The organism is Arthrobacter sp. 2762, from assembly GCF_040548745.1.
GTDB lineage: Bacteria > Actinomycetota > Actinomycetes > Actinomycetales > Micrococcaceae > Arthrobacter.
The window spans coordinates 380,072-406,231 of record NZ_JBEPSI010000004.1 but is presented as its reverse complement, the minus strand read 5'-3'; the positions used below and the strand labels follow the sequence as shown (position 1 = coordinate 406,231).

Below are 26,160 nucleotides of genomic sequence, written 5' to 3'. Positions count from 1 at the left end.
AACGGAGTCGTAGAGCCTTCTGAGTCGCGAGTCTATGGGCTTATGTCTCGGACTCCGACACTTCATATACGGAGTGATAACTGGACAAAGAGTGCCCGCTGAGAGGATAGAGTTCGGACAACCGATTCATGGCTTCTCGGCGGAAACCCCGGTTGCCGGTCGCAGGAGCTTACCCACTCACGAAACGAGGGCGCCGTGCCGATTAGTGACAATCCGATCAGCGGTAAGGCCGAAGATCTTCTAGGTCGATACAAACTAGCGGAGGAACTCAAAGAATTTCTGCGTGTCCTACCGGCGGAGCATGGGCATGTTCTCGCACTCAACGGGCCATGGGGCTCTGGTAAGACCTCCTTTTTGTCCTTACTGAAGGAGTCGATGGGTACAGAACGAATTGTCATCGATTTCAACCCTTGGATGTTCACTGGCACTAATCAGCTCGTTGAGATCTTCTTCCGAGAGTTATCCGCGCAGCTTAGTTTGAATAACAAGAGCAAATTCAACAAAATCGTTACGTCGCTCGACACATACAGCACACTTCTCGCGCCTTTCTCGTGGGTTCCTTTTGCAGGACCGGCCCTCAAGAACTTGAAGGAGTTTACCGGAGCTACCAAACAGATACTAGATAAATCAAAGGGTAGCGTGCTGACCGAAAAGACAAACTTAAGCAACGCCCTCAGTGAGCTTAGTGAGCCTCTACTGGTGTTTATCGATGACATAGACAGACTCACGAGCGTAGAAGTACAAGATCTTTTCAAACTAGTTCGCTTGACAGCGAACTTTCCGAAAGTAGTCTATGTCCTTGCATATGATCGGTTCCGAGTTGAGGACGCTCTCTCCCAGACGGGTATGCCGGGACGTGACTACCTAGAGAAGATTGTGCAGACCAGCTTTGACTTGCCTGCCATTCCCGTTAGCGTGCTACAGCAGCAAGTCGCCGTAGCCCTTACACAGGTAATAGATGACGTAGGTGGGGTAAACCGCTTCGATACGGAAAAATGGGCCGATGTATTTTCCGAAGTAATTTTGCCCTTCGTCCGGAACATGCGAGACGTTCGACGTTATGCGTCATCATCCCACTTGGCCGTAGCGGCACTCAAGGAACGAGTCGAGCTTGTCGACATTCTTGCTCTAGAGGCAATCCGCGTCTTCCGGCCCGACCTCATGGCAAAAATCGCTGCAATCCGCATTGCCCTTACATCAGCCAGATCATATCAAGGTGAAGGTCCAGCTTCCCAACAGAATGCGGATATTGATTCATTCTTAGCCCTTGCAAAATCTGACAAAGAAGCGGCAGAATCACTTATTCGTAGAATTTTCCCTGCTGCCGCCAGCCATCTCGGCAGCCCCAATTACGGAGCGAATTGGTCAAATGCCTGGCTGAAAAAACGAGTCGTGGCTCACGGCGAAATTCTTAACCTCTATTTGGAAAGATCTGGCTCTGTTACTTTGACATCGTTTGAGCGGGCCGAAGTAGCGTTCAGCATGTTCAAGGACGGGGACGCCCTTGATGAGTATCTCCGCGATGTCCAACCCGTTGAGCAAGAGAGCGTAATTTCATCACTAGTCGCGTTTGAAGAGGACTTTCCTGCTGGCGCGGTGGTTCCCGCTTCGGTGACACTACTCAACCTGTATCCGGATCTGCCTGAGCGCCCTCGTCAGTTCTTTGACCTTGGCGCAGCAATGGTGGTCATAAGAGCATGTCTCCGATTGATGAAGGTTCTGAAGACCGAGGACGAACGAGAATCGGCCGCTAGGGAGATTCTGGAGAAGCTGAAGACGCTAAGTGCAAAGTTCCAATTTCTCAGCATGATTGGCCACTGGGAAAACGTCGGCCATGAGTTAGTCGGCGAGGCAGTTGCCGCTGAACTCGGGGCGGCACTGTCAAACGAAGTTTCGCAGACTCCGACTGAGAATCTCATCAGCGAGGTGGACTTACTACAACTGCTGTACTTACCGAAGCGTCTAGACGACGAGTTGCCATCGCTGAACAATCGGCAAGGCGATGCCTTTACGCTAGCCCTTCTGAGGAGTGCCAAGTCGGATAGCCTCGGTCAGTCTGTGGGCTCCAATGCCGTGCGGCGGACTCCCACCCTCGCTTGGGACGTCCTCATTGAACTATACGGATCGGAGACCGCCCTCACTGACGCAATCAATGGCGTCGACTCCCGTTCGCTCTCTCCAGGCGACAAGGAGCTACTAGACCTTGCGATACGTTACGTCGGTGGATATCGGCCCAATCACTGGGAACGCTAAGTTAGCCTCGGCTCTATGAGCTCTGGCGATTACCCACTCCCTAACTCCCGCGCTGCAGACCTTTAACGTTGCTGTATCCAGTTCGGCAACAACCGAAACCGGAACTGAAGGAGGACAAGATGGAGGTAATCACCAAAGCTGGCATCCGACTTGAAGTTTTCAAGGTGAACTCGCCTGTACAGATTGTTGTGGCAGGTCCTGAAGCGCTGAAGGAGCGCATCGTCTTCTGGAGCTTTCATGGCTCCAAGCTCATTGAGCCAAGCATCGAACTCGTCTTCACCCTCGGCGCCAAGCCCACCCTCGGCGAACTGACCCTTTCGACAAGTTCCTGGGCCTTCGCCGATGACCTTGCAGCCAGCGGGATCAGAGAGGCTCTGACGGCGACCAAGGGGCCATGTGTATTCAGTGCAGAGCTGATGCCGGTCAGCTTTGTTCAAAGAAACGGGTTTCGTGCAGGGCAGCTAGCGAGCTATCACCGTCTAGTCCTCGCCACGGAACAGGGACCGGTGAATCTCTCGGTTCGTAACGTAACCATCTAACACTCTTTCGCGAGCCAAAGGCTTCGCCTAGCTCAAGTAGAGTGGCAGAACATATAGATCAAACTTGGGGAAAAATTGAGCGATCCAGTAACAATCGACCGAATCATTTCGCGGATACAGTTGGGCGAGCTGCGCATTCCGGGGTTCCAACGGAACTTTGTATGGGAGCCGCAGCAGGCCGCATTACTAATGGACAGTATCTACAAAGGCTTTCCCTTTGGTTCCGTGCTTCTGTGGCGGACAGCAAACAGCCTACGAACGGAACAAAAGCTAGGCGGCTTCGAACTACCACCTCCAGCCAAGCATTACCCCATTGACTACGTTCTGGACGGACAGCAACGGATCACTTCCATCTTTGCCACGTTCCAGAACAATATTGCGGGAGATGACGAAGATCCGGAGGTATGGCTTCCGATCTTTTACGACTTCGAAGCGGCCGCCGATGCACAAGAATCCAGGTTTGTGGCGCTGGCCGTGGACGATGTAGATCCAGCGCGTCACTTCCCGCTGAAGACCTTTTTCAACCCAGTTGCATTCTCTCGGAATGCACAGAAGCTCCCCGAGGATCTTTACGAGGAGATCGTCAAGGTCCAGCAGCGTTTCGTAACTACGCTGATTCCCGTTCAGACTTTTGAAAGTGAAGACCGCACCAGCGTGGCCATCGTCTTCGAACGAGTCAACCGCCTGGGCGTCGAACTCAACATGTTCCAGCTGCTAACAGCTTGGACTTGGAGCGAAGATTTTGACTTGCAACAGCAGTTCGATACTTTGTCGGAAACCTTCGACGACTTCGGATTCGGGGAGGTTGGCTCCGATAATGACCTGATGCTGCGATGCTGCTCGGCGATCCTAGTAGGCGATCCTTCGCCGACTGCGCTCATCAATGTCAATGGTGCAACAGTTCGAGCTCAGTTCGCGACCGTGGCCAAAGCCCTCGAACTGTCTGTCGATTTTCTACGGCGAAACCTTTTGGTGCGACACCTGAAGTTCCTGCCGTACCAAGCCCTCTTGATCCCTTTGGCTGCGTACTTTTCGCAGAAACAGTCCAGCCCCATGCCAGATGGGGATCGCCAAGTGATACTACGCTGGTTCTGGCGAACTTCGTTTGCGCACAGGTACAGCGGGAACCCACTGCGCAACGTGCGCTCGGACGTCGAGGAGGCTATTAAACTCCGGAACGGCGACTCGTCCTCACTCGACCAGATCAAGGTCACCGTGGGACCAGAGTTCTTTATGGATCACGCCTTCCGGGCGGCAAATGTGGCTTCGAAATGCCTCATCCTGCTTCTCGCATCGGAACGCCCCAAGACTTTCCTTAGTGGCGAGGAGGTCGACCTTGACAAGGTTCTCTCGGAACCGAATCGCAAGGAGTACCATCACTGCTTCCCGAGGCAGTATCTGATCGACTCGGGGACTACCAACGAGGCTTCACAGATCAACCGGCTTGCCAACTTGGCGTTCATTAGTCGTGTGGATAATCGCACGATATTGGCTAAGGCGCCGTCGGATTACCGCAAATTGATGCCTACTGACGTCAGCGAAATCCAGAAGCACGCCTTGCTTCCAGATTCTCTCTTCACGGACGACTGGGACCAGTTCTGCCAAGACCGCGCTGAACTACTCAGCGCGGCGGCTAGCAAGCGCCTCTCGTAGTCCGAAAAAGGCCCCTGGCTCCTGCTGGGGGCCTTTTGCGTTAATCCCAGCACATATATTTTACAATTCTGCTGCAGGAATCGGTACCTTGTAGGAGCGGATCCGGGTGGAACCTCGGAAATCACGGCTCCTTGGTTGGCCACAGCACGAAGAAGGTCCTCGTTCCCGGAGGGATAGAAGCGGTCCACTCCCCCAGCCATGACTGCAATGGTCGGTACGTTTGCCATCCCACCTCGGAGGGCACCACGATGGGCGTGGGCGTCAATGCCATAGGCTCCCCCGGAAACAACGCAGTACCCACGTTGGGCCAAACCGTAGGCAAGGTCCCCGGTCACAGATGCTCCGTAGCTCGTGCTGTCCCTGGACCCCACCAGCGCGATGGTCTGGCGCGTTGAGGGAAGGGGCTGCTCGTGTCCCCGCCACCACAGGCACAAAGGCTCCTGGAGGCCGAGGTCCGACAACTGCTCAGGCCATAGCTCGTCGCCGGGAACGATCAGGCGGCCACCGAGCCTCTTCATCGTCTCCAGGTCACGGTCCGGCGCGAGGTCCGGAACACGTGGGGCCCAGCGTCGCTTGCTGGCCGTGAGCCCCGGCCAGGAAGCCGGGCCTCCGCTTTCGGTCAGTAAGCTGGAAATCTCCTGTTCCAGGCGTGGGCCGGCAGCGAGTTCTCCCGTCGCGATACCCAGCGCGTCAACGGCTCCAACAGCATGAACCAAGGCGAGCCCCACGGAATCCTGTGGTTCCATCAGACGCGCCAATGCTGCCCGTGCAAGCCTTTCCTTTTCCTGTTTTCCCAACACGGCTGCGCTTGTGCGTTCCGTTGTCACTTCGTCCTTTGTCACGTTGTCCTTCATGCCGTCGCCGTTGCTTGCCGGAGGCCGAGCGCTTGTCCGATGTGATCTGCAGTGGGAATCTTGCTATGGTCCAGGTCTGCCAGTGTCCACGCCAAGCGAAGGACGCGGTCGTAGCCTCGGGCAGTGAGAATGCCTCGTTCCAGGGCCGTGTCCAGGATGCGGGTGGTGTCCGGTGCCAGCCTCAGTTCCCCGCGCAGGGTGCGTCCCGGCACCTGGGAATTGGTCTCAATGCCGAACGCCCCCAGGCGCTCGGCTTGCCTCTGCCTCGCAGCCAGCACCCGTCCTGCGACGGCGACCGTTCCCTCTTCCGTACCGGCTTGTCCAAAATCGGCAAGGGAGACGCGTTCCACCTGGAGTTGTATGTCGACGCGATCCAGGAGAGGACCGGATATTCGGCCGAAGTACCGCCTGCGCATTATTGCGGTGCAGGTACAGTCCATCCCCTTGCCCGAGGCTTTGCCGCATGGGCAAGGATTGGCTGCCAGGACCAGTTGAAACCGAGCGGGGTAAGCTGCTGTCCCTGCCGAACGGTGAATGACCAGTTCGCCGCTCTCCAAGGGTTGCCGGAGGGCATCCAGGACGCGTCGTTCATACTCGGGAGCCTCGTCAAGGAAGAGGACCCCACGGTGTGCCCGGGAGGCAGCACCCGGACGGGGAAGCCCCGAGCCTCCGCCGATGATGGCAGCTGCAGTAGCACTGTGGTGGGGATTCTCGAACGGGGGTCTCCGGAGCAACGTGCCGGTTGATGAACGGACCGCCGCCAGGGAGTGAATGGCAGTAACCTCCATTGCTGCCTTGTCTCCCAGGTCCGGCAAGAGCCCCGGCAAACGCTCTGCGAGCATTGTCTTACCGGCACCCGGTGGACCGGTCAGGAGCATATGGTGGCTGCCTGCAGCTGCGACTTCCAGCGCGCGCCGGGCCTCTGATTGCCCCGAAACATCGGAAAGATCAGGCACGATGCCCGCTGCATCATCGTTTTCATCACCGGGATCAGCGCCGGGTGGATCATAGTCCAGGGCGAGTTCCTTGGGGTCCGCACCGAAGTCGTAGGCGAGCCGGGCGAGAGTCCGGTATCCCCTGACGTGAGCCCCCGGAACCAACGTTGCCTCGGCGACGTTTGCTTCGGCTACGACGATCTCCGGATACCCCGCCTGGACGGCAGCCATCACTGCCGGGAGGATGCCCCTCACCGGCCGAAGCCGGCCGTCCAAACCAAGCTCGGCAATGAAGACTGTTCCATCGATCGAACGAATGTCCTCGGCAGCACGGAGAACAGCCATGGTGATGGCCAGGTCAAAGCCCGAACCACGTTTGGGCAAGGATGCTGGAATGAGATTTGCGGTGATCTTCCTCCGGCTCAGAGGAATTCCCGAGTTTTGTGCCGCGGAGCGTATTCGTTCTTTGGCCTCGTTAAGGGCGGCATCGGGTAGTCCCAGGATCACGAATGCTGGGAGCGTCTGGCCAATGTCGGCTTCTACCTCCACGATGTAACCGTTGAGTCCAACCAGGGCAATGCAGTAGCTGCGCCCGACCCCCATCAGCCAACACCCCTCAGGTGTTCCAGTTGGGGATCCCCGATGCCGTCGTGGATGACCGACACCACATCAATGCGCTTTCGTGGAGCATTCACTTCATGCTCCCGGCACCACGACGAAGCGAGTCGGTGCAGGCGTGCCAGCTTGGCCGGACCTACGGCCTCAAAGGGATGTCCATAATCCAGGCTGCTGCGGGTCTTTACTTCCGCGACCACCAGGGTGTCACCCTCCAGTGCGACGATGTCGATTTCACCATCGGCGCACCGCCAATTGCGATCGACGATCCGCATGCCCTGGTGTTCCAGGAATCCTGCCGCCAACGCCTCGCCATTACGGCCAAGTATGTCTTTTGCTCTCATGAGCATCACCTCCGCTATCCAGCTTTGACGCTGGCAGCGGCTAGTGACAGACAGCCCTGATGCTATGTGGGTAAACCCGTCACATCATTCGCTTGTTGAGGGAGAGTACCCGCAGGCTGCAGGTGCTAGTTACCGAGGTCTCCCAGATCCCCGAGGCCACCATCCTTGGGCAACGCAAGATCTTCATTGCGTGGAAGTTCCTCGACGTTGACGTCCTTGAACGTTATGACCCGGACATTTTTCACGAAGCGGGCTGAACGATAAACATCCCAAACCCAGGCATCCTGCAGGGTCAGATCGAAATAGACTTCGCCGTCTGCGCTGCGGGCTTGTAAATCAACATGGTTGGCCAGGTAGAAACGCCGCTCAGTTTCGACAACGTAGCTGAACAAACCGACAACGTCCCGGTATTCACGGTAGAGCTGAAGCTCCATGTCGGTTTCATAGTTCTCAAGGTCCTCGGCGCTCATAGTTCCATCTTGCACCATCTGCCGCGCACCGGACGCCATCCGCAGGACAGACGCTGCCCAGCAGGCTGTTAGTCCACGTCCGGCCCGGTCAGGTTCCAGCTTGTCCGGTGATAGGCACTGGGACCCTGCAGCCTGATCACCTCGCGATGCGCTGCTGTGGCATAACCCTTGTTTTCGTTCCAGCCGTAGGCCGGTACTTCAGCGTGGAGATCAACCATGATTCGATCGCGGGCTACTTTTGCCAAAACACTCGCAGCCGCAACGCTGAGGCAGCTCATATCTGCTTTTACCTTTGTGTGGACTGGAGCTTCACACCAGGGTCCTGCGGATGCGGTATCGAACAGTGAAGCTTGAACTTCCGGAGAAAGCCAGTTGTGGCTGCCGTCCAACAACACCACGTCAGGTGTGATGCCACCGGCCAGAATCTCAAACCAGGCACGCGTTCCCGCCAGGCGCAGTGCGGCAATGATGCCGACGTCATCGATTTCCCGGGCGGACGCATGTCCAACTGCGGATGCTACAGCCCAGTCACGGACCAAAGGCTCCAACCTGTCGCGGTCCTCGGGCTTGAGCAACTTGCTGTCCCGGACGTCCGCCAGCAGGGCATGATCCTCGAGATTGACCACGGCGATTCCCACACTGACAGGGCCGGCCAGCGCGCCCCTGCCGACCTCGTCCACGCCGGCAAGCAAACGCACCCGGGGAGACAGGAAGGAACGCTCGACGTCCAGGGTCGGAACTTCGGTTGGTGTCTTGGTTTTCAGCCGGGTGCTTGCCATGGCCGTTACTTTCCTGACGTGCCCGCAGGAACGTTCTTGAAGACACCTTGGTAATTGTCCAGCACCGTCCACCGGTTGACGGGCCAGGCTATGACCGTGGCCTTGCCTTCAACGTCCTCGATATTAATGAAACCACCATTGACTTCCTGGTGCGCACGGGAATCAGCCGAGTGGTTGCGGTTGTCTCCCATGACCCAGACCTTGCCCTCTGGAACGATGATGTCGAACGGGTTGGGCTGGGGCACTTCCGCGGGGTTGATGTACGTTTCGTCCACCGGTGTGCCATTGATGCTGACCCGCCCCTGCGTGTCACAACAGGAAATGTGATCACCCGGAAGCCCAATCACGCGCTTGACCAAGTGCTGCTCATTGTCGTCAGCGGCCAACCCCACGAATTCCAAAGTGTCGCCTACCCAATCAAGGGGGCCTGCCGGTTTTTTCAGAACTGCCGGCAGCCAACCTTGCGAATCCTTGAAGACCACCACGTCGCCCCGTTCCAAGGCGAAAGGCTCCGGCACCAGCAGATTGATGAAGATGCGGTCATTCACGTCCAAGGTGCTTTCCATGGATTCAGAAGGAATGTAGAACGCCCGGAAAAGGAACGTCTTGATAAGGAAGGAGAGCACTACGGCAATGGCCACGACCGTGACGATTTCCTTCAGCCATCCAAGGGCAGGATTCCTGCGGGGCTTTTCGGCCTCGTCGGTTTTGTTGCCGGTATCGACAGCAGCGTCAGCGACCGGGCTGGGCTCAGCCACTCCGGCGACGCCACCCGTTCCGTCCGAGAGCCGCGCGTCGTCGTCGTGCCGCTCGGGATTCTCGGGAACTTTGTCCGGCATTTATTGTCCGTTCTTCGATGGTTCGGCCTGCGCGGAGCGAGGCACCTCTGCAAATCTATCAAGGGGCCAGATAATCTGGACGGGTCTGCCGATCACCCGGTCAACCGGGACCATTCCCCCACCGGGTGCTCCCAGCAATCCGCGGGAATCAGCAGAGCGGGATCGGTGGTCGCCCATCAGCCAGAGCCGGCCCTGGGGAACCACGACGTCGAACTTCTGTTTACTGGGTTCGTCCCCGGGGTACACATAGGCTTCCTCAAGTACCTGACCGTTCACTGTGAGGCGCCCTTCGGAGGAGCAGCACTGAACGTGGTCACCCGGAACCCCAATCACCCGCTTCACATATGTGGTGTCGCTTCCCGTGAGCCCGAACCACTGACTCGCTGCAGCAGCCGCGTCAACAAGGGGACCCTTACCACTGCTGAGCGGGGCGAACGATCCGCGCCCATCAAAGACAACGACGTCTCCACGCTGGATGGGCTCGGCGGTGAATGCCGTGCGCGAAACCAGGATCCTGTCCCCGGTGCCCAGCAGCGGCTCCATGGACTCGGAAGGAATGTAGTAGACGTCGATCCACAAGGAGCGGACCAGGCCGCTGATTGCGATGGCAAGGACCAATGCCAGCAAAACAAAACGCCAGCCCTGTTTCCGGGGCTGGCGTTCTGATGTGTCCATGACTCGTATCCCTGTTGCGTTGCGGATTGCTCCGGAACGAACCGGGCACGAATCCTGGACCCGTTGCGTAAGTCGCTGGACTTACTTGGCGAAGTCGCGCTTTTCCTTGATCTTCGCAGCCTTACCGCGCAGTGCGCGCATGTAGTAAAGCTTGGCACGACGGACGTCACCCTTGGTGACGACCTCGATCTTGTCGATGATCGGGGAGTGTACCGGGAAGGTACGCTCTACGCCGACGCCGAAGGAAACCTTACGCACGGTGAAGGTTTCGCGAACGCCGTCACCCTGGCGGCCCAGGACGAAGCCCTGGAATACCTGGACACGGGAGTTCTTGCCTTCGATGATGTTGACGTGAACCTTGAGGGTGTCACCCGCGCGGAACTCGGGAACATCGTTACGCAGCGAGGCTGCATCTACGCTATCGAGGATATGCATTAATCCACTCCTGGTGAACGCCACAGGTCATCCACTTTGGGTTACGGCAGACAAGCCCGCGGCACAAAGCCAACCGGAAATCTCCGCCGAAGTTTCTTGGTGTCCGGTTCCGCCACTGATTGGCGGCACCGGGTTGTCCGGCTGTTGGCTTCACTCCCCCTGTGGCAGGTGCTAGCCCAGCAGACACAAGGGTTAATTCTGCCACATGCCGCAGCATCCGGCCAACTAAGCGGACTCGCAATGCCCGACGGCGGATAGCGGGTACTACAGTCGCGTTTATGAGGTGTTGCTTTCCGTACGGCGGCGCAGGCGACCATCCACGACGTCGTAACCCAGGTCCGCGAGTGCGTTGCGGTCCGCTCGACTCAGCTGACCGGCGTCGAAGTGTTCAAGGAGATCCGGACGGCGCTCGGCAGTGCGCCGGAACTGTTCGTGACGCCGCCACTGCGCGATCTTCCCGTGATTGCCGCTGAGCAGGACCGGAGGCACTTCGTTCTCCCGCCATGAGGATGGCTTGGTATAAACCGGATACTCCAGGAGTCCGTCTGAGTGGGATTCTTCAACGAGCGATTCGGGGTTGCCCACCACGCCTGGAAGCAAACGGCCGATTGCTTCAACCATGGCCAGGACAGCAACTTCGCCGCCATTGAGAACGTAGTCGCCAAGGCTGACCGGCCGTACCGTGAAGTGCTCCTGAGCCCAGTCGATGACGCGCTCGTCAATTCCCTCGTACCGACCGCAGGCAAAGACCAGCTGTTCCTCTTCGGCGAGCTCGTAGGCAAGGGCCTGGGTAAATCTCTCCCCTGCCGGCGAAGGCACGATCAGGACAGGTTTGGTGCCCTCACGAACCCCGGCAACCGATTCCAGCGCCTGTGCCCACGGCTCGGGTTTCATCACCATTCCGGCGCCGCCCCCATAAGGAGTGTCGTCCACGGTCCGGTGCTTGTCAGTGGTGAACGTACGGAGGTCGTGGACGTTAAGTTCCAGGAGCCCATCCTGGCGGGCCTTGCCTATCAGCGAAAGTTCAAGTGGGGCAAGGTACTCAGGGAAGATGCTGACGACATCGATCCTCATTCAGGCATCATCCCCGGCGCCGTCCTTGGACTCCTCGGCCGTGTCATCGTTGATTTCGAAGAGACCAGCAGGCGGTGTGATGAGAATGAACCCGTCCTCGATGTTGACCTCAGGCACGATTTCATCGACGAAGGGAACCAAAATTTCCTTCCCTTCCTCGGTCTTGACCGTCAACAAGTCCTGAACCGGCAGTGTGGTCAGCGCGGCAACTTTGCCCACAACCTGTGAGCCAACCCGCGCCTCCAGCCCAACGAGTTCGTGCTCATACCAGCCTTCGTCGTCTTCGTCATCGAGTTCTTCGGTTTCGACGAAGAGCTTCGCACCACGGATTGCCTCGGCGGCGTTGCGATCTGCAATCTCTTCAAAGCCGAGCAGGAGGATGTCTTTGTTCCATCTGGCGCTGCGGATGGTCAGCGGGCCCGCAGAGGCCGGCTCCACGACGAATTCGGTTCCAGCGACGAAGCGCTCGGAGGGGGCGTCGGTGAGCACTTGCACCGTCACCTCGCCGCGTATGCCATGGGGTTTGCCGATCCGGGCCACCTGGAGCTGCATGGGTTCCTCTGAATTCTCGTTGTGCCCGCGCTGCCGGGCAGCGGCGGAAGTGAAATGATCGATAAAGCAATCCGGCCCCTCCACCATATTCGGTGAAGGGGCCGGATCTAAGACAAGTATTGCTGAGCGCGTTACCGGCGACGATCGGTGTCGACGACGTCGACCCTGACCTGCTCGCCACCTGCCAAGGCTGCAACCACAGTGCGCAATGCGCGTGCGGTACGTCCCTGACGGCCGATCACCCGTCCGAGGTCCTCCTGGTGAACGCGCACCTCAAGGGATTCCCCGCGGCGGTTGTTCCTGGCACTGACCTTGACATCCTCAGGGCTGTCAACGATCCCACGGACCAAGTGCTCGAGCGCTTCTGCCAGCAATTTACTCAGCCTCGGTGGTCTCTGCTTCAGCCTCGGCCGGAGCTTCGGCTTCGTCCTTCTTGGCCTTCTTGGTGATGGCTTCCGGAATGATGACGGAACCCTTCTCCGGGGCTACGAAGGCTTCCTTCGGAGCTTTGGTCTTCAGGGTGCCTTCCTGGCCCGGCAGGCCCTTGAACTTCTGCCAGTCACCGGTGATCTTGAGGATCGCGGCAACCTGCTCGGTCGGCTGGGCGCCAACGGAAAGCCAGTACTGGGCGCGCTCGGAAGCGACCTCGATGTACGACGGCTCTTCGGTGGGGTGGTACTTGCCGATTTCTTCAATGGCACGGCCATCGCGCTTGGCGCGGGCATCCATGACGACAATGCGGTAGTACGGTGCGCGCATCTTACCGAAGCGCTTAAGGCGAATCTTTACGGCCACTTTTGTGGTCACTCCTGTTTCTGAAACGGGGTTGAACCCAACGTTCTGCACCCGTGGGGCGGGCCATACTTGGGGGTTCCATAGGACAAGATTTGGGCACGGAGAGAGGGGCCGCGCCAATCAAGTACCTGACCATTGTGCCAGATGCCGGAAGTAATTACGACTTTCGCCACTCCCGGCCCCAACGGTCAGACAGACCAGACGTAGAGTCCTGACCGCTCCGCCTTTTCCACGTCAGTGGCCAAGGCGGCCAACTGCTGCACGTACTGACGTGATTCGTCCGCACCAAAAGGCATGTCGTCCTGCGCTGCCCACGCCGCGGCGACGTCGTCAAGAACGTTCCCGTCACCTTCGCTTTCATACGTCAGCAGCTCGGCGAGTGCCCTCACCATCGCTTCCGGAACGCCAAGGAGTGCGTCGCTGGTGACGTCCACCAGCGCCAGCTCGTAGTCTGCACCGGCAGCGTGGACGGCTTTGCCGGCAAGGTCCCCCAGTTGCTCGACCTCAAAGTCGGTGATGCCATCAATCCTGACGGCGGGGCCGGTAACGTCGGCGCCCCGATCCAAGGCAGCCGCCCTCTTGAGTGCTTCATCGTGGGTGGCTACAAAAATTTCGGCAAAGCCCATGGAGAGTACTCTCATTCCTTCGTGCTGACGGGGCGGCGGCAAGGGCCCAAGGGGCAAATACCGTCAATGCCCAGCCTAGTGCAGTCCCGACCCCTGCATTCGGAAGCCAGTGCGACGGCGCTTCCCGCCAGGGCGCTTAGCGCACTGCCACGCGCAGCTTGTTGCGCCAGGGGTCTTCGAACTGCAGTTCCAGGCCCGTATGGTGGTTCGCCACGGACGCAACTTTCAGCCGGTCAGCCAGTGCGGCGACGTCATCGGCAGATGGAACCTCGATCAGGACTTCGCCCAGGCCCAGGGTATCCCGGCGAGGCCCGGCCCCGCGGCTGTTCCACACGTTCATCGCCATATGGTGGTGGTAGCCGCCCGCGGAAACAAACAACGCCTGCCCATGCCAGCCCGCTGTCCTCTCAAAACCCAGCGTGTCCACATAAAAATCCTGGGCGGTCTGCACGTCACCTACTTGGAGGTGCACGTGCCCGACGCCGGCAGCGGCTTCCCGCTGGCCAGTCACGGCAGCCTCACTCAAGTGTTGCTGGAGGAAGCGCTGGGGCGGCAAAGCAACGTTGTCCATAACCACATTCTTGCCATCCCACTGCCAGACATCGCGCGGCTTGTCGTAATAGAGCTCAATCCCATTGCCTTCGGGATCAGTGAAATAGAACGCTTCACTCACCAGATGGTCGGCACTGCCCACAAATGCGCGTGGTTCATATTCGGCGGCCGTGGCGATCGTGGCCGCAAGGGACGGCTGGTCCTGGAAAAGGATGGCCGTATGGAAAAGTCCCGCTTCGCCGCGACCCGGAATCTGCAGGCCGGCGGCGGGTGCGAGGTGAACCACCGGCTTCCCCAGCCGCCCCAAGTAAAGTCCGCCGTCCTGCTCGGCAACAACCTCAAGGCCCAGAGCCCTTAGGTAGTAGTCACTCATGAGCTTCATGTCGCCAACCTTGAGCATGACGGTGCCCATGGTGAGTTCGGCAGGAAGGAGGTCCTGGCTTGATGCTGTGGTCATGTGAAGCTCCCGGTTCATAGGTGGCCGCCCTTCGGCACGTTCTACCTATCTAAATTACTTGAAGCTTCAATTTATTCCTAGCGGACTACGTTTCCTCGCAGGACAACATGGTTCAGGCTCCCGACGGTACGGATCCTCTGGCGAGGATCCTCACGGCAGACCACGACGTCGGCACTGGCACCTTCGCTGATTCCTTCGGCTCCCAGCCACTTTCGGGCCCGCCAGCAGGCGGCGTCGAGGACGGCGGCAGGCGGCAGGCCGGCGTCGTGCAGTTCCTGCATCTCATCCGCTATCCGGCCGTGCTTGATCACGCTGCCGGCATCCGTTCCCGCAAAGATCGTCACGCCGGCTTCAAAAGCCTCCAACACCCGCTCACGGCGTCGCTCCCAAAGACGCGTCATATGGTCGGCGTACCCAGGAAACTTCGGGGCAGCCTGGGCGGCGATATCCGGAAAAGTCGCGATGTTTACCAACGTAGGAACAATCGGGACGGACTGCTCAACGAGACGGGGAATGTGCCGCGGCAAGAGGCCGGTGGCGTGTTCAATGCAATCAATTCCGGCGTCGAGCATGTCGTCGATGGTGTCTTCAGCGAAGCAGTGGGCCGTCACCCGGGCCCCTTCGTCATGGGCGGCCGCTATGGCATCCCGGACCACGTCCGCGGGAAAGGAAGCTGCAAGGTCACCGGCGTCGCGGTCGATCCAGTCTCCGACGATCTTGACCCAACCGTCCCCGTCCCGGGCTTCCTTGCGGACCGTCTCCACCAGTTCGTCCGGCTCCACTTCGTGGCCTAAGCCACGCAGGTAACGCCGGCTCCGGGCGATGTGGCGGCCTGCCCTGATGAGTCGGGGCAGGTCTCGGCGCTGCTGCACCCACCGCGTGTCGCTGGGCGACCCAGCATCGCGGATCAGCAACGTACCGGCCTGAAGGTCCGCTTGCGCCTGGGCAAGAGTCGTCTGCTCATCAACCGCCCCGCCAACGCCAAGTCCAATATGGCAATGGGCGTCAACAAAACCGGGAAGGACCCATCCATCCAGCACGGAATCGGGTGGCGTCACGGGACGTTCGAACGTCAGTTTGCCATCGACGGACCACAGCCCGTGCCGTTGGTCGTCTCCTGCCACAAGCACAGGACCAGTGAATTCGATGATGTTGGCCATGGCAAAAGCCTAGTGCGCACCGTGGTTCAGGCTCGACGTGTTCGGATATGACTGGGGCTCAGGCCGCGGGCTGTGGTAGCTTCGTCTACGACCACACGGGGGCCCCTGCAGGGGCTGAGATCGGACTGAGGCAGTCTGCGACCGTTGAACCTGTCCGGGTAATGCCGGCGAAGGAAGTGAGTAATCCTTTGAGCACCACCGAAACACAGCACAGCCCTGCCCAAAGCCAGGCCAATACCAGCGAAAATACGGCGGGAAGCGTCACACAGTCGCTGAAATCCCATTCGCTGGCGTGGCTGGAAGACCCCGCGAACGGCATCCGGGTCCCCGTCACGGAGATCGCTCTTGAACCGTCCCCCAACGGCGAAGCAAACGCTCCACTGCAGGTGTACCGAACCGCGGGGCCGGGCAGCGATCCCGTAGTGGGCCTGGAGCCCTTCCGGGCCGCTTGGATTGAGGGCCGCGGCGACACGGAAGCGTACTCCGGCCGCGAACGGAACCTGCTCGACGACGGCAAGTCGGCCGTCCGCCGCGGAGCAGCGTCAGCAGAGTGGAAGGGCGCGCAGCCGGTGCCCCGCCGCGCCGTCGAGGGCAAGACCGTCACCCAGATGCACTACGCCAGGCAGGGCGTCATCACGCCTGAAATGCAGTTCGTGGCGTTGCGTGAGAACTGCGATGTTGAACTCGTCAGGAGTGAAGTCGCCGCAGGCCGGGCAATCATTCCCAACAACATCAACCACCCGGAATCCGAGCCGATGATCATCGGCAAGGCATTCCTGGTCAAGATCAATGCCAACATCGGCAACTCCGCCGTCACGAGCTCCATTGCCGAAGAAGTAGACAAGCTGCAGTGGGCGACGCAATGGGGTGCCGACACCGTTATGGACCTGTCCACCGGAGATGACATCCACACCACCCGTGAGTGGATCATCCGCAACTCCCCCGTCCCCATCGGAACTGTCCCGATCTACCAGGCCCTTGAAAAGGTCAACGGCGAAGCCAACAAACTCACGTGGGAGATCTTCCGCGACACCGTCATCGAGCAGTGCGAGCAGGGTGTTGACTACATGACCATCCATGCAGGCGTGCTGCTTCGTTACGTGCCGCTGACAGCCAACCGCGTCACCGGCATCGTTTCCCGTGGCGGCTCGATCATGGCTGGTTGGTGCCTGGCGCACCACCAGGAAAACTTCCTCTACACGCACTTCGATGAGCTGTGCGAAATTTTCGCCAAGTACGATGTCGCGTTCTCCCTGGGCGACGGGCTGCGCCCGGGCGCCACGGCAGATGCCAACGACGCTGCCCAGTTCGCCGAGCTGGACACCCTCGCCGAACTGACGCAGCGGGCCTGGGAGTTCGACGTCCAGGTGATGGTCGAAGGACCCGGCCACGTGCCGTTCCACCTGGTCCGGGAGAACGTAGAGCGCCAACAGGAACTCTGCAAGGGCGCACCGTTCTACACACTGGGTCCCCTGGTCACTGATGTTGCCCCCGGCTACGACCACATCACTTCAGCCATCGGCGCCACGGAGATCGCCCGCTACGGCACCGCCATGCTCTGCTACGTGACGCCGAAGGAGCACCTCGGGCTGCCGAACAAAGACGACGTCAAGACCGGCGTCATCACGTACAAGATCGCGGCGCACGCCGCTGACCTCGCCAAGGGCCACCCTGGCGCGAACGAACGCGACGATGCCCTGTCCAAGGCCCGCTTCGAATTCCGTTGGCGCGACCAGTTCGCACTTTCCCTGGACCCTGTCACGGCAGAGGCATTCCACGACGAAACACTTCCAGCGGAACCGGCGAAGACAGCCCACTTCTGCTCGATGTGCGGACCCAAATTCTGTTCCATGCGCATCAGCCAGGACATCCGCGACGAATACGGATCAGCGGAGTCGCAGGCAGCCATTGCGGAAATGTACAGCGGGATGCGGGAGAAGAGCGAAGAGTTCCTGGCATCAGGCGGCAAGGTCTACCTCCCGGAGCTGCAGGTTCCCTCTACCCAGGCGCCCTCCACCCAAGCGGCGGGCGCGTCAGGAAACCTTAACTGACCTCGTCCGGACGACGTCAGCTACAAAAGAGCGAATAATCCGGTCTCCATCCCCCGAGTCCTGAGGCCGGTGCCCTCCCGCTGCTATGCGTCGGAGGGCGCCGGTTTCCTCCAGGTACCTGGCAATTTCTTCATACAATGGCTCCCACCCGCCCGTAAGGACAAGGGTCGGTACGCCAGGGACGATGTGCAAGGGCGCCTCCCAAGGGGGCGCCTGGAGCCGAAGGCGACGTGCGGAACGGCGCGCTTCCGGACTGTCCAGCCCGCCCGCTTCGGCTGAAAACGCGCGCCTGAAGTACTCACGTTCGTAGTCGGCGTCGTTGACTTGGTTCCGCACGTCAAACAGCGGCTCCATCAGCGAACGATGGAATGCCGTAGCGGGCAGCTCGGCCGTCAAGGATAAACAGGCCGGCTCAACGAGTGTCAGGGAGTGCACCAGGTCCGGCCGTTCAACCGCTGCGAGCATTGCAGAGATTGCGCCCTGCTCATGAGCCACGATATGGCCGCCACCTGAATCCGCCAGCGAAGACAGGACGATGCCGATGTCAGCAGCGACATCGGATTCCAAGGGTTCGGCCACGGGATCAAAGCCGTGCCGGCGGAGGAAAAGCGCGTCATAGGACAGGGCCATGCCGTGCTGCTTGGGCCATGCCGATGCGCCAAAGCTCCCCAGTCCGTGGACGAAGACTACGCGCTGCTTGTGCATGGATTCACCCTAGTCCAGAGCCCTGACATCCCCGCCAAAAGAGCAGTTGGCGCCGTTATGGGCTTTCACAACGGCGTCAACTGTCATTTTGGCTGGGATGGAAAATCGGGTTACTTACCCAGGAATTTCTCGAAGCCCTTGGGGAGGTTCAGCGTGGACGGATCGAAGTCCGCAGCGCCCTGGCCGAATGCTGCTCCCGTAGGCGCTGCCGAAGCCGCGTTGGCCCGCTTGGCCTCGGCGTCGCGCAGTTCCTGGGCTGCCTTTGCGGGGTTACCGGAGCGCGCCTTCTTCTTGGGAGCGTTCTTGCCACCCTTGCGGCCGCCGCCGGGACCACCCATTCCAGGCATGCCCGGCATGCCACCCTGGGCCATCTTCTTCATCATTTTCTGGGCCTGGGCGAAGCGCTCCAGAAGGCCGTTGACCTCCGAGACGTGCACACCTGAACCCTTTGCGATGCGGGCACGGCGAGAGCCGTTGATGATTTTGGGAGCAACGCGCTCGTGCGGCGTCATGGACCTGACGATTGCCTCAACACGATCAATTTCGCGTTCGTCGAAGTTCTCCAGTTGCTGGCGGATGTTTTGGGCACCCGGCATCATCATGAGCATCTTCTTCATGGAACCCATGTTGCGGATCTGCTGCATCTGGGCGAGGAAGTCATCCAGGGTGAAGTCTTCCTGGTCGGCGAACTTCTTCGCCATCCGGGCTGCTTCGTCCTTGTCCCAAGCCTTCTCAGCCTGTTCGATCAAGGTGAGGACGTCACCCATGTCCAGGATGCGCGAAGCCATACGGTCCGGGTGGAAGAGCTCGAAGTCGTCCAGTCCTTCACCGGTCGACGCGAACATGACCGGCTTACCCGTGACGGACGCAACCGAAAGTGCGGCACCACCGCGGGCATCGCCGTCGAGCTTGGACAGCACGATGCCGGTGAAGTTCACGCCTTCATCGAAGGCCATGGCCGTGTTAACGGCGTCCTGGCCGATCATGGAGTCAATCACGAAGAGGACTTCGTTCGGGATAATCGCTTGGCGGATCCGGCGTGCCTGGTCCATCATCTCGGCGTCCACGCCGAGGCGTCCGGCGGTGTCAACGATCACGACGTCGTGCAGCTTCTGGCGCGCTTCCGCCACACCGGCGCTGGCGACCGCCACCGGGTCACCGGCCGGGTGCTCCAACTCCGAGGTTGCTCCCGGGTGCGGCGCGAAGACAGGAACGCCTGCCCGCTGGCCTACAACCTGGAGCTGCGTCACGGCGTTGGGCCGCTGGAGGTCGCAAGCTACGAGGATGGGGCTGTGGCCTTGGGCCTTCAGCCACTTGGCGAGCTTGCCGGCAAGGGTGGTCTTACCGGCACCCTGAAGGCCGGCGAGCATGATGATGGTGGGGCCGGTCTTGGCCATGCGGATGCGCCGTGTTTCACCGCCGAGGATCTCCACGAGTTCCTCGTTGACAATCTTGACGATCTGCTGGCTCGGATTCAGCGCACCCGACACCTCAGCACCCAGAGCCCGCTCGCGAATGCGCGACGTGAATTCGCGGACCACCGAAACGGCAACATCCGCGTCCAACAGGGCACGGCGGATCTCCCGGACGGTGGCATCGACATCAGCCTCGGAGAGGCGGCCCTTGCCACGGAGGTTCTTGAAGGTTGCTGTCAACCGGTCAGAGAGTGAATTGAACACGCGCCGTGCACTTCTTTCGATGGTCTGCGATTGGCGGCCAATGCGGCACGCCAGAGTCTTGACTTATTCTTGCCCCAGCAAATTTGTCTCAACCCCAACAAATCTGCGTCAACCAAGGGACTCGACTATCTAGGGTACCAAGTCGCACCTGCAAGATGGCATGCTGGCACAGTGACCAGCAAAACAACTGTGAAAACGTTGCTCATCCTCGGCGCGTCCGGGGACCTTACAGGCAGGCTGCTCCTCCCGGGACTTGCGGGGCTCTTAGCCACGGGCCGGGTACCGGAATTGCGTTTGGCCGGTGCAGGATCTGACCCTTGGACACAGGAACAATGGCGTGAACGGGTCAATGGCACTTTCGCGGCCTCGTCCAAGGCCGCGGACGCCAGAGGTCGGCAGGCTTTGGACGCTGTTGCGGAATCCACCAAATACCACCAAGTGGACGTAACGGCCGACGGGCCGCTGGCAGACCTCCTGGCAGATCTGGAAGGGCCGATCGCCATCTTTTTCGCCCTGCCGCCCCATGTTAGCCAGAAGGCCTGTGAAATCCTTCGACGCGAGCAGTTGCCGCCCGGCACGCGGCTGGTGATGGAGAAACCCTTTGGTTCCAGCCTTGAATCTGCACGTGAGCTTAATGCGACACTGGCCACGCTGGTGCCTGAGGACCACATCCATCGCGTGGACCACTTCCTGGGCAAGGCCACTGTCCTGAATATCCTTGGCTTACGGTTCGCCAATCGGTTCCTTGAGCCTGTGTGGAACCGCGACCACATCGAAAAGGTGGAAATCGTCTTCGACGAGGACCTCGCTCTTGAAGGACGGGCCCGCTATTACGACAGCGCCGGCGCGTTGCGTGACATGATCCAAAGCCATCTCCTGCACATCATGGCTTTCCTGGCCATCGATGCCCCTGCCACGATCGAGGAACGCGACCTCCGCGACGCCGTAGCCACCGTGTTGCGTGCCAGCAGCGTCAAGGCGCCTTACCGGGACACGACGCGGCGCGCCCGCTATACAACAGGAACTCTCGGGGATCGGACCATACAGGACTACACCGCTGAGCAAGGAGTTGACCCGGACCGCAATACCGAGACTCTTGCCGAGGTTCGGGTGGACATTGATAACTGGCGGTGGGAGGGCGTTCCCTTCCTCCTGCGCTCCGGCAAAGCCCTGGGACGCCGGAGGAAGGAAGCCGTGATCACCTTCCGGCCAGTGCCGCACCTGCCCAACGGATTCTCCGGCGTGGACTCCCCCAACCAGCTGCGGATTGGATTCGGGCCGGACGTCCTCCAACTCGACATCGATGTGAACGGGCCGGGCGACATCTTCACCCTTGACCGCGCCAGTCTCATGGCAGAACTCAGCTCGGCCGGCATGCTGCCCTACGGTGAAGTGCTCGAAGGCGTTATAGCCGGCGACCCCCTGCTTTCCGTCCGGGGAGACACGGCTGAGGACTGCTGGCGGATCGTTGAGCCCGTCCTTCGGGCCTGGGAACGGGGTACCGTCCCCTTGGACGAGTACGACGCCGGTAGCGCCGGGCCGGCGGACTGGCCCACCGCCGTCGTGAAATAAGACAGCTGAGTCAAATAAGACGGCTGAACTGACACACCCGCACGCAGAAAGCGGGCCGGGTACCTTTGCTGGTACCCGGCCCGCTTTGCGTCAGGACTGTGATGTCAGGACTGTGCCGTCAGGACTTAGATGGCGGCAGCGCCGCGCTCCCCGGTCCTCACTCGAACTGCTTCGTAGACATCCACGGTCCAGACTTTGCCATCTCCGGCCCGGCCGGTATTCGAGCTTGCGATCAGGACATCAAGGATGTCATCTGCTTGCTCGTCCGTGGCAAGAACCTCAATGCGAATCTTTGGCAGCAGGTCCACGTTGTATTCGGCTCCGCGGTACACCTCGGTGTAGCCACGCTGCCGGCCGTAGCCGCTTGCTGCGCTGACCGTCAAGCCTTGGACGCCGTACGCTTCCAGGCCTTCCCGGACTGCTTCAAGCTTTTCCGGGCGGACAATCGCTGTGATGAGCTTCATGCCTGGACACTCTCCTTGCCTTCTGCGGGCGTCTTGGCTGCTGCGGACTCGGACTTTCCGATCATGGCCTCGTGCAGCGGCTGGAAGCTGCCACCGTGACCGTTGACACCGAACTCGTAGGCCGTCTCAGCGTGCAGGCTGAGGTCAACACCCACGTTCTCCTGCTCAGTGGAGACCCGGAAGCCCATGGTCTTGTGAATGGCGAAGGCGATGATGGCCGTCATGATTGCCGAGAAGGCAATTGCGACTCCTGCAGCTGCGAGCTGGGCCCACATCTGGGTCATGCCGCCACCGTAGAAGAGGCCGCCGGCGGTGACGCCTTCGCTTGGGGTGGCGATGAAGCCCAGTGCCACGGTGCCGATGATGCCCGACACGAGGTGGACGCCGACAACATCCAGGGAGTCATCGAAGCCCCAGCGGAACTTCAGGCCGACTGCCAGGGCTGAAGCGACACCGGCTACAACACCGAGTCCAAGGGCGCCCACTGGGCTGACATTGGCGCAAGCGGGAGTGATGGCAACCAGGCCTGCAACTACACCGGAAGCTGCACCCAATGAAGTCGGGTGCCCATCGCGGATGCGTTCGGTGACGAGCCAGGCGATCATGGCTGCAGCGGGGGCCGCCAGCGTGTTGATCCAGATGAGGCCGGCCTGTTCAGCAGTGGCTGCTGCACCGCCGTTGAAGCCGAACCAACCGAACCAGAGGATGGCTGCACCGAGCATGACGAACGGAATGTTGTGCGGGCGGTGGTTCGGGTCCTTGCCGAAGCCGCGGCGGTTACCAATGATCAGAACGAGGACCAGTGCTGCAACACCTGCGTTGATGTGCACCACGGTGCCGCCTGCGAAGTCAATGGCCGGGCCGAGGGCCTTGCCGATGGCTCCTTCAGGGCCGAACAAGCCGCCACCCCACACCATGTACGCCAGCGGCGCGTAGACCAGGGTGACCCACACTGGAACGAAGAGGCTCCAGGCGCCAAACTTGGCGCGGTCTGCGATGGCACCGCTGATAAGGGCTACCGTGATGATGGCGAAGGTGGCTGCATAGCCGACCTTGATCAAACCATCGGGAGTGCTGATGCCTTCAAGGCCGAAGGTGGCAAACGGATTGCCCACGATCTCCATGAAGCCTTCACCTGAGCTCATCGACGAACCCCACAGCACCCAGACAACACCCACGATACCGATGGAGATGAAGCTCATCATCATCATGTTCAATGCTGCCTTGGCGCGGGTCATGCCGCCGTAGAAGAATGCCAAACCGGGAGTCATGAACAGCACGAGTGCCGCCGCCACCATGACCCATACGTGACCTGCGGTAAGTTCCATGGTGCACGTTCCTCTCTTGCTAGATCTGCGGTTCAACCGCGGTCTGACGCCGTTTTGCGTCCTGCTTAAGATTTTTGTGCCGCCGTGTTTCGCCTGCGCAGGTTTTACATTGCGGGCTCGTTACAACAACCTCCCCAACGTAAATGGTGCATATCACCGTTGTTACGGATATGTTTCATGCGTCACACTTCCCCGCAAATACCCAGAATTGAAGGACCCGCACCGCATGACTGAGTCGCCCAGATCCGTTGAAGACCCAAGGATCCGGCCGCAGAAGGAACCGCTGCCCCGCGACATCAAGGTGATGTTGGCGGCAGCGTTCTTGATTGCGCTGGGCTTCGGGCTTGTAGCGCCGGTGCTCCCCCAGTTCGCCACCACCTTCGACGTCGGCGCCACCGCCGCCGCCGTCATTGTCAGCATCTTCGCTTTCATGCGATTGGTTTTCGCCCCGGCAGGGGGCTCACTCATCGGACGCTTCGGTGAGCGGAACGTGTACGTATCCGGCCTGCTGATCGTTGCCGTTTCCACTGCCGCCTGTGCTTTCGCCCAGAATTATTGGCAGCTGCTGATTTTCCGGGGCCTCGGCGGAGCGGGTTCCGTAATGTTCACAGTCGCCGCCATGGGGCTGCTCATCCGTTTGGCGCCGCCGGAACGCAGAGGACGCGTATCAGGTGCGTACGCATCGGCCTTTCTGATCGGCAGCGTCCTGGGGCCGGTTGTTGGCGGCCTCCTGGCAGGCTTCGGCCTTCGGGTACCGTTCCTTGCCTATGCGGCAGCTTTGCTCCTTGCGGCGCTGGTGGTCCGCACAATGCTCAGCGGCGAGGGTACCCCCGGTCAGGATGCCAGCCCCGCTCCGCCCATGACGTTGAAGGAGGCGCTGGCCGATTCAGCGTACCGGGCCGCTGTGTTTTCCAGCTTCGGTAATGGCTGGGTGACTTTTGGTGTGCGGATGGCCACCATTCCGCTCTTTGCCGTCGCAGCACTTCAGTCGCGGCCGGAGACAGCTGCGTGGGCGTTGGCCGTTTTTGCCGTAGGCAATGCTGTCGCTTTGACATTCTCCGGGCGCCTCGCCGATGCCTGGGGAAGGAAGCCCCTGCTCATTCCGGGTCTTGTCATCACTGGCCTCGCCACCGGTGTCATCGGGTTAACCACGGACCTTCCGGCATTCTTCGCTGCTTCCGCTGTGGCAGGCTTCGGTTCCGGCTTGCTGGGCCCGGCGCAGCAGGCTGCTGTCGCCGATGTCATTGGCCGGGGGCGTTCCGGTGGCAAGGTGCTGGCGGTCTTCCAGATGGCCGCAGACACCGGGGCCATCATCGGCCCCGTCGTGGCTGGAATCCTCGCCGATCGCTTCGGCTACGGGCTTGCATTTGCTGTCACCGGCGGAGTGCTGCTGCTCACCGCCGCCGGCTGGCTGTTGGCGCGCGAACCCCTTAAAACCAAAAACTGACTGGCAATAGTGGTTGATTAGAGTGCTGAAAACAACCACTATTGCCAGTCAGTTGGGCGACTGTGCTAATTAAGGCGACTGCGCTAGTTAAGCAGGGCGTCCACAAAGCCCTCGGCGTCGAACGGTGCGAGGTCGTCCGGACCTTCGCCGAGACCGATGAGCTTGACGGGCACGCCCAGCGACTTCTGGATAGCGACCACAATGCCGCCCTTTGCTGTTCCATCCAATTTGGTCAGCACAATACCTGTGATGTTGACCACCTCGGCAAAGACGCGGGCCTGGTTCAGGCCGTTCTGACCCGTGGTGGCGTCAAGCACCAGCAGGACCTCGTCCACTTCAGCCAGTTTCTCGATGACACGCTTGACCTTTCCGAGTTCGTCCATCAGGCCGGTCTTGTTCTGCAGGCGCCCAGCGGTATCCACCATCACGACGTCGACCTCCTGGTCGATGCCCGCTTTGACGGCTTCGTAGGCAACGGAGGCGGGGTCGGCGCCATCGATGTCGGACTTGACGGTGGGTACGCCGACACGCTGGCCCCATGTGGCCAACTGCTCAGCAGCTGCGGCGCGGAAAGTGTCCGCAGCACCGAGCAGCACGTCCTTGTCCTCGGCCACGAACACGCGCGCCAGTTTACCGACGGTTGTGGTCTTACCCACGCCGTTGACACCGACAACAAGCACGACGGCGGGTCGGTCACCCTTGCGCTCGACGTTGAGGGAACGGTCCATGGTGGGATCCACGAGCTTGATGAGTTCTTCACGGAGCATGGCTTTGACATGCTCGGGGCTTCGGGTGCCCAGCACCTTGACGCGTTCCCGGAGGGCATCGACCAACTGCATGGTGGGCTCGGTGCCGAGATCGGCAAGAAGCAGTGTCTCCTCAACCTCGTCCCACACGTTCTCGTCGATTTTGTCCCCGGACAGCAGAGCCAGCAGACCCTTGCCCAGAATGTTGTTCGATTTCACCAAACGGGCGCGGAGGCGGGTCAGGCGGCCTTCCACAGGCGCCGGCGTCTCTACAGCGATGGTCTCCAACCCGGCGGCATCATCCGGAACATCAGCACCTTCGACTCTTCCGTCGAAGGTTGGGGCAGGAGGTGCAGTTACGGCATCCGGCCGGTCCTCCACAAGGGTTCCGCTGCCTGCAGCCGATGACTGAACGGGGTCATTTGCGTCCCGCGTTCCAGGGTATTTGGCGCCGGACTTCCGGGCCTTCATCAGTACCGGCACCAGCCCGCCGACCACGACGAGCGCAGCGACAATGGACAGAATTATGGGTAGGAAATCGTTCACTCCCCTACCTTCTCA

The 26,160-nt window shown here is 60.2% G+C and carries 25 protein-coding genes, 1 pseudogene and 1 riboswitch; of the genes and pseudogenes, 6 read left to right on the top strand and 20 right to left on the bottom strand.

Annotation, left to right across the window (positions count from 1 at the left end; translation table 11 throughout):
- Positions 1 to 195: 195 nt before the first annotated feature.
- The 3 genes from ABIE18_RS10405 (at position 196) to ABIE18_RS10395 (ending at position 4,445) form a co-directional block, all read left to right on the top strand.
- The gene (locus tag ABIE18_RS10405; protein ID WP_499722616.1) at positions 196 to 2,253 is read left to right on the top strand and encodes a KAP family P-loop NTPase fold protein; all 2,058 of its coding nucleotides are present in this window, start codon (positions 196 to 198) and stop codon (positions 2,251 to 2,253) included.
- Positions 2,254 to 2,372: 119 nt separating this feature from the next.
- Positions 2,373 to 2,792, top strand: a complete 420-nt coding sequence (locus ABIE18_RS10400; RefSeq protein WP_499722614.1) for a hypothetical protein — start codon at positions 2,373 to 2,375, stop codon at positions 2,790 to 2,792.
- A gap of 75 nt (positions 2,793 to 2,867) precedes the next feature.
- The gene (locus tag ABIE18_RS10395; RefSeq protein ID WP_499722612.1) at positions 2,868 to 4,445 is read left to right on the top strand and encodes a GmrSD restriction endonuclease domain-containing protein; all 1,578 of its coding nucleotides are present in this window, start codon (positions 2,868 to 2,870) and stop codon (positions 4,443 to 4,445) included.
- 47 nt (positions 4,446 to 4,492) lie between these two features.
- Here the strand turns inward: ABIE18_RS10395 and ABIE18_RS10390 are convergent.
- The 15 genes and pseudogenes from ABIE18_RS10390 to ABIE18_RS10320 form a co-directional block, all read right to left on the bottom strand.
- A pseudogene (locus ABIE18_RS10390) lies at positions 4,493 to 5,191 on the bottom strand (DNA-processing protein DprA); the annotation flags it as partial.
- Positions 5,192 to 5,295: 104 nt separating this feature from the next.
- Positions 5,296 to 6,837, bottom strand: coding sequence for a YifB family Mg chelatase-like AAA ATPase (locus ABIE18_RS10385; RefSeq protein WP_477515166.1), 1,542 nt, complete (start codon positions 6,835 to 6,837; stop codon positions 5,296 to 5,298).
- Positions 6,837 to 7,202 (bottom strand): YraN family protein, encoded by a 366-nt coding sequence (locus tag ABIE18_RS10380; protein ID WP_477515165.1) that lies wholly within the window; start codon positions 7,200 to 7,202, stop codon positions 6,837 to 6,839. The genes ABIE18_RS10385 and ABIE18_RS10380 overlap by 1 nt, the downstream gene beginning before the upstream one ends.
- A gap of 116 nt (positions 7,203 to 7,318) precedes the next feature.
- Positions 7,319 to 7,663: a DUF2469 domain-containing protein gene (locus ABIE18_RS10375; RefSeq protein WP_216923842.1), complete on the bottom strand. Its 345-nt coding sequence runs from the start codon at positions 7,661 to 7,663 to the stop codon at positions 7,319 to 7,321.
- A 68-nt stretch (positions 7,664 to 7,731) separates the two neighbouring features.
- The gene (gene rnhB, locus ABIE18_RS10370; protein WP_499722611.1) at positions 7,732 to 8,442 is read right to left on the bottom strand and encodes a ribonuclease HII; all 711 of its coding nucleotides are present in this window, start codon (positions 8,440 to 8,442) and stop codon (positions 7,732 to 7,734) included.
- A gap of 5 nt (positions 8,443 to 8,447) precedes the next feature.
- Positions 8,448 to 9,281: a signal peptidase I gene (gene lepB, locus ABIE18_RS10365; protein WP_499722610.1), complete on the bottom strand. Its 834-nt coding sequence runs from the start codon at positions 9,279 to 9,281 to the stop codon at positions 8,448 to 8,450.
- A complete protein-coding gene (gene lepB / locus ABIE18_RS10360) occupies positions 9,282 to 9,956 on the bottom strand; it encodes a signal peptidase I (protein ID WP_499722609.1) in 675 nt (224 codons plus the stop codon).
- A gap of 81 nt (positions 9,957 to 10,037) precedes the next feature.
- On the bottom strand, positions 10,038 to 10,391 hold the full coding sequence (rplS, locus tag ABIE18_RS10355; RefSeq protein WP_014922079.1) for a 50S ribosomal protein L19: 354 nt from the start codon (positions 10,389 to 10,391) through the stop codon (positions 10,038 to 10,040).
- A 276-nt stretch (positions 10,392 to 10,667) separates the two neighbouring features.
- Entirely contained in the window at positions 10,668 to 11,465 is a 798-nt protein-coding gene (gene trmD, locus ABIE18_RS10350; protein ID WP_499722608.1) for a tRNA (guanosine(37)-N1)-methyltransferase TrmD, read from the bottom strand.
- A complete protein-coding gene (rimM, locus tag ABIE18_RS10345; protein ID WP_499722607.1) occupies positions 11,466 to 12,017 on the bottom strand; it encodes a ribosome maturation factor RimM in 552 nt (183 codons plus the stop codon).
- 131 nt (positions 12,018 to 12,148) lie between these two features.
- Positions 12,149 to 12,391, bottom strand: coding sequence for an RNA-binding protein (locus ABIE18_RS10340; RefSeq protein ID WP_144659985.1), 243 nt, complete (start codon positions 12,389 to 12,391; stop codon positions 12,149 to 12,151).
- A 1-nt stretch (position 12,392) separates the two neighbouring features.
- A complete protein-coding gene (rpsP, locus tag ABIE18_RS10335; RefSeq protein ID WP_017199647.1) occupies positions 12,393 to 12,812 on the bottom strand; it encodes a 30S ribosomal protein S16 in 420 nt (139 codons plus the stop codon).
- A 188-nt stretch (positions 12,813 to 13,000) separates the two neighbouring features.
- On the bottom strand, positions 13,001 to 13,438 hold the full coding sequence (locus ABIE18_RS10330) for a hypothetical protein (RefSeq protein WP_216924134.1): 438 nt from the start codon (positions 13,436 to 13,438) through the stop codon (positions 13,001 to 13,003).
- A 136-nt stretch (positions 13,439 to 13,574) separates the two neighbouring features.
- Positions 13,575 to 14,447 carry a VOC family protein gene (locus tag ABIE18_RS10325; RefSeq protein ID WP_499722605.1) on the bottom strand — a complete coding sequence of 291 codons (873 nt, stop codon included), beginning with the start codon at positions 14,445 to 14,447 and terminating at the stop codon, positions 13,575 to 13,577.
- 77 nt (positions 14,448 to 14,524) lie between these two features.
- Positions 14,525 to 15,607, bottom strand: a complete 1,083-nt coding sequence (locus ABIE18_RS10320) for an amidohydrolase family protein (protein WP_499722604.1) — start codon at positions 15,605 to 15,607, stop codon at positions 14,525 to 14,527.
- 85 nt (positions 15,608 to 15,692) lie between these two features.
- A riboswitch (TPP riboswitch) is annotated at positions 15,693 to 15,800 on the top strand.
- Between ABIE18_RS10320 and thiC the strand changes: the two genes are divergently transcribed.
- Positions 15,796 to 17,658 carry a phosphomethylpyrimidine synthase ThiC gene (thiC, locus tag ABIE18_RS10315; protein WP_499722603.1) on the top strand — a complete coding sequence of 621 codons (1,863 nt, stop codon included), beginning with the start codon at positions 15,796 to 15,798 and terminating at the stop codon, positions 17,656 to 17,658. It overlaps the preceding riboswitch by 5 nt.
- On the opposite strand, the gene ABIE18_RS10310 is transcribed toward thiC, so the two are convergent.
- Entirely contained in the window at positions 17,641 to 18,363 is a 723-nt protein-coding gene (locus ABIE18_RS10310) for an alpha/beta fold hydrolase (protein ID WP_499722602.1), read from the bottom strand. The two genes, thiC and ABIE18_RS10310, sit on opposite strands and share 18 nt — an antisense overlap.
- Positions 18,364 to 18,473: 110 nt before the next feature.
- Entirely contained in the window at positions 18,474 to 20,042 is a 1,569-nt protein-coding gene (gene ffh / locus ABIE18_RS10305) for a signal recognition particle protein (RefSeq protein WP_499722601.1), read from the bottom strand.
- A 171-nt stretch (positions 20,043 to 20,213) separates the two neighbouring features.
- Here ffh and ABIE18_RS10300 point away from each other — a divergent pair, with 171 nt between their 5' ends.
- Positions 20,214 to 21,614 carry a glucose-6-phosphate dehydrogenase gene (locus ABIE18_RS10300; RefSeq protein WP_499722599.1) on the top strand — a complete coding sequence of 467 codons (1,401 nt, stop codon included), beginning with the start codon at positions 20,214 to 20,216 and terminating at the stop codon, positions 21,612 to 21,614.
- Positions 21,615 to 21,739: 125 nt separating this feature from the next.
- Here ABIE18_RS10300 and ABIE18_RS10295 read toward each other — a convergent pair whose 3' ends face one another.
- Complete coding sequence (locus ABIE18_RS10295) at positions 21,740 to 22,078, bottom strand: P-II family nitrogen regulator (RefSeq protein WP_017199639.1); 339 nt, start codon at positions 22,076 to 22,078, stop codon at positions 21,740 to 21,742.
- The gene (locus tag ABIE18_RS10290) at positions 22,075 to 23,406 is read right to left on the bottom strand and encodes an ammonium transporter (RefSeq protein ID WP_431115534.1); all 1,332 of its coding nucleotides are present in this window, start codon (positions 23,404 to 23,406) and stop codon (positions 22,075 to 22,077) included. The genes ABIE18_RS10295 and ABIE18_RS10290 overlap by 4 nt, the downstream gene beginning before the upstream one ends.
- Before the next feature lie 226 nt (positions 23,407 to 23,632).
- Here ABIE18_RS10290 and ABIE18_RS10285 point away from each other — a divergent pair, with 226 nt between their 5' ends.
- Positions 23,633 to 24,853, top strand: coding sequence for an MFS transporter (locus tag ABIE18_RS10285; protein ID WP_499722598.1), 1,221 nt, complete (start codon positions 23,633 to 23,635; stop codon positions 24,851 to 24,853).
- A gap of 83 nt (positions 24,854 to 24,936) precedes the next feature.
- On the opposite strand, the gene ftsY is transcribed toward ABIE18_RS10285, so the two are convergent.
- Positions 24,937 to 26,145, bottom strand: coding sequence for a signal recognition particle-docking protein FtsY (ftsY, locus tag ABIE18_RS10280; protein WP_499722597.1), 1,209 nt, complete (start codon positions 26,143 to 26,145; stop codon positions 24,937 to 24,939).
- Positions 26,146 to 26,160 lie beyond the last annotated feature (15 nt).

Coding starts and splice junctions, on each gene's coding strand:
- ABIE18_RS10400 (WP_499722614.1), top strand. CDS start 2,373: ATGGAGGTAATCACCAAAGCTGGCATCCGACTTGAAGTTTTCAAGGTG.
- ABIE18_RS10385 (WP_477515166.1), bottom strand. CDS start 6,837: ATGGGGGTCGGGCGCAGCTACTGCATTGCCCTGGTTGGACTCAACGGT.
- ABIE18_RS10375 (WP_216923842.1), bottom strand. CDS start 7,663: ATGAGCGCCGAGGACCTTGAGAACTATGAAACCGACATGGAGCTTCAG.
- rnhB (WP_499722611.1), bottom strand. CDS start 8,442: ATGGCAAGCACCCGGCTGAAAACCAAGACACCAACCGAAGTTCCGACC.
- lepB (WP_499722610.1), bottom strand. CDS start 9,281: ATGCCGGACAAAGTTCCCGAGAATCCCGAGCGGCACGACGACGACGCG.
- lepB (WP_499722609.1), bottom strand. CDS start 9,956: ATGGACACATCAGAACGCCAGCCCCGGAAACAGGGCTGGCGTTTTGTT.
- rplS (WP_014922079.1), bottom strand. CDS start 10,391: ATGCATATCCTCGATAGCGTAGATGCAGCCTCGCTGCGTAACGATGTT.
- trmD (WP_499722608.1), bottom strand. CDS start 11,465: ATGAGGATCGATGTCGTCAGCATCTTCCCTGAGTACCTTGCCCCACTT.
- rimM (WP_499722607.1), bottom strand. CDS start 12,017: ATGCAGCTCCAGGTGGCCCGGATCGGCAAACCCCATGGCATACGCGGC.
- ABIE18_RS10330 (WP_216924134.1), bottom strand. CDS start 13,438: ATGGGCTTTGCCGAAATTTTTGTAGCCACCCACGATGAAGCACTCAAG.
- ABIE18_RS10325 (WP_499722605.1), bottom strand. CDS start 14,447: ATGACCACAGCATCAAGCCAGGACCTCCTTCCTGCCGAACTCACCATG.
- ABIE18_RS10320 (WP_499722604.1), bottom strand. CDS start 15,607: ATGGCCAACATCATCGAATTCACTGGTCCTGTGCTTGTGGCAGGAGAC.
- ABIE18_RS10310 (WP_499722602.1), bottom strand. CDS start 18,363: ATGCACAAGCAGCGCGTAGTCTTCGTCCACGGACTGGGGAGCTTTGGC.
- ABIE18_RS10295 (WP_017199639.1), bottom strand. CDS start 22,078: ATGAAGCTCATCACAGCGATTGTCCGCCCGGAAAAGCTTGAAGCAGTC.
- ABIE18_RS10290 (WP_431115534.1), bottom strand. CDS start 23,406: ATGGAACTTACCGCAGGTCACGTATGGGTCATGGTGGCGGCGGCACTC.
- ABIE18_RS10285 (WP_499722598.1), top strand. CDS start 23,633: ATGACTGAGTCGCCCAGATCCGTTGAAGACCCAAGGATCCGGCCGCAG.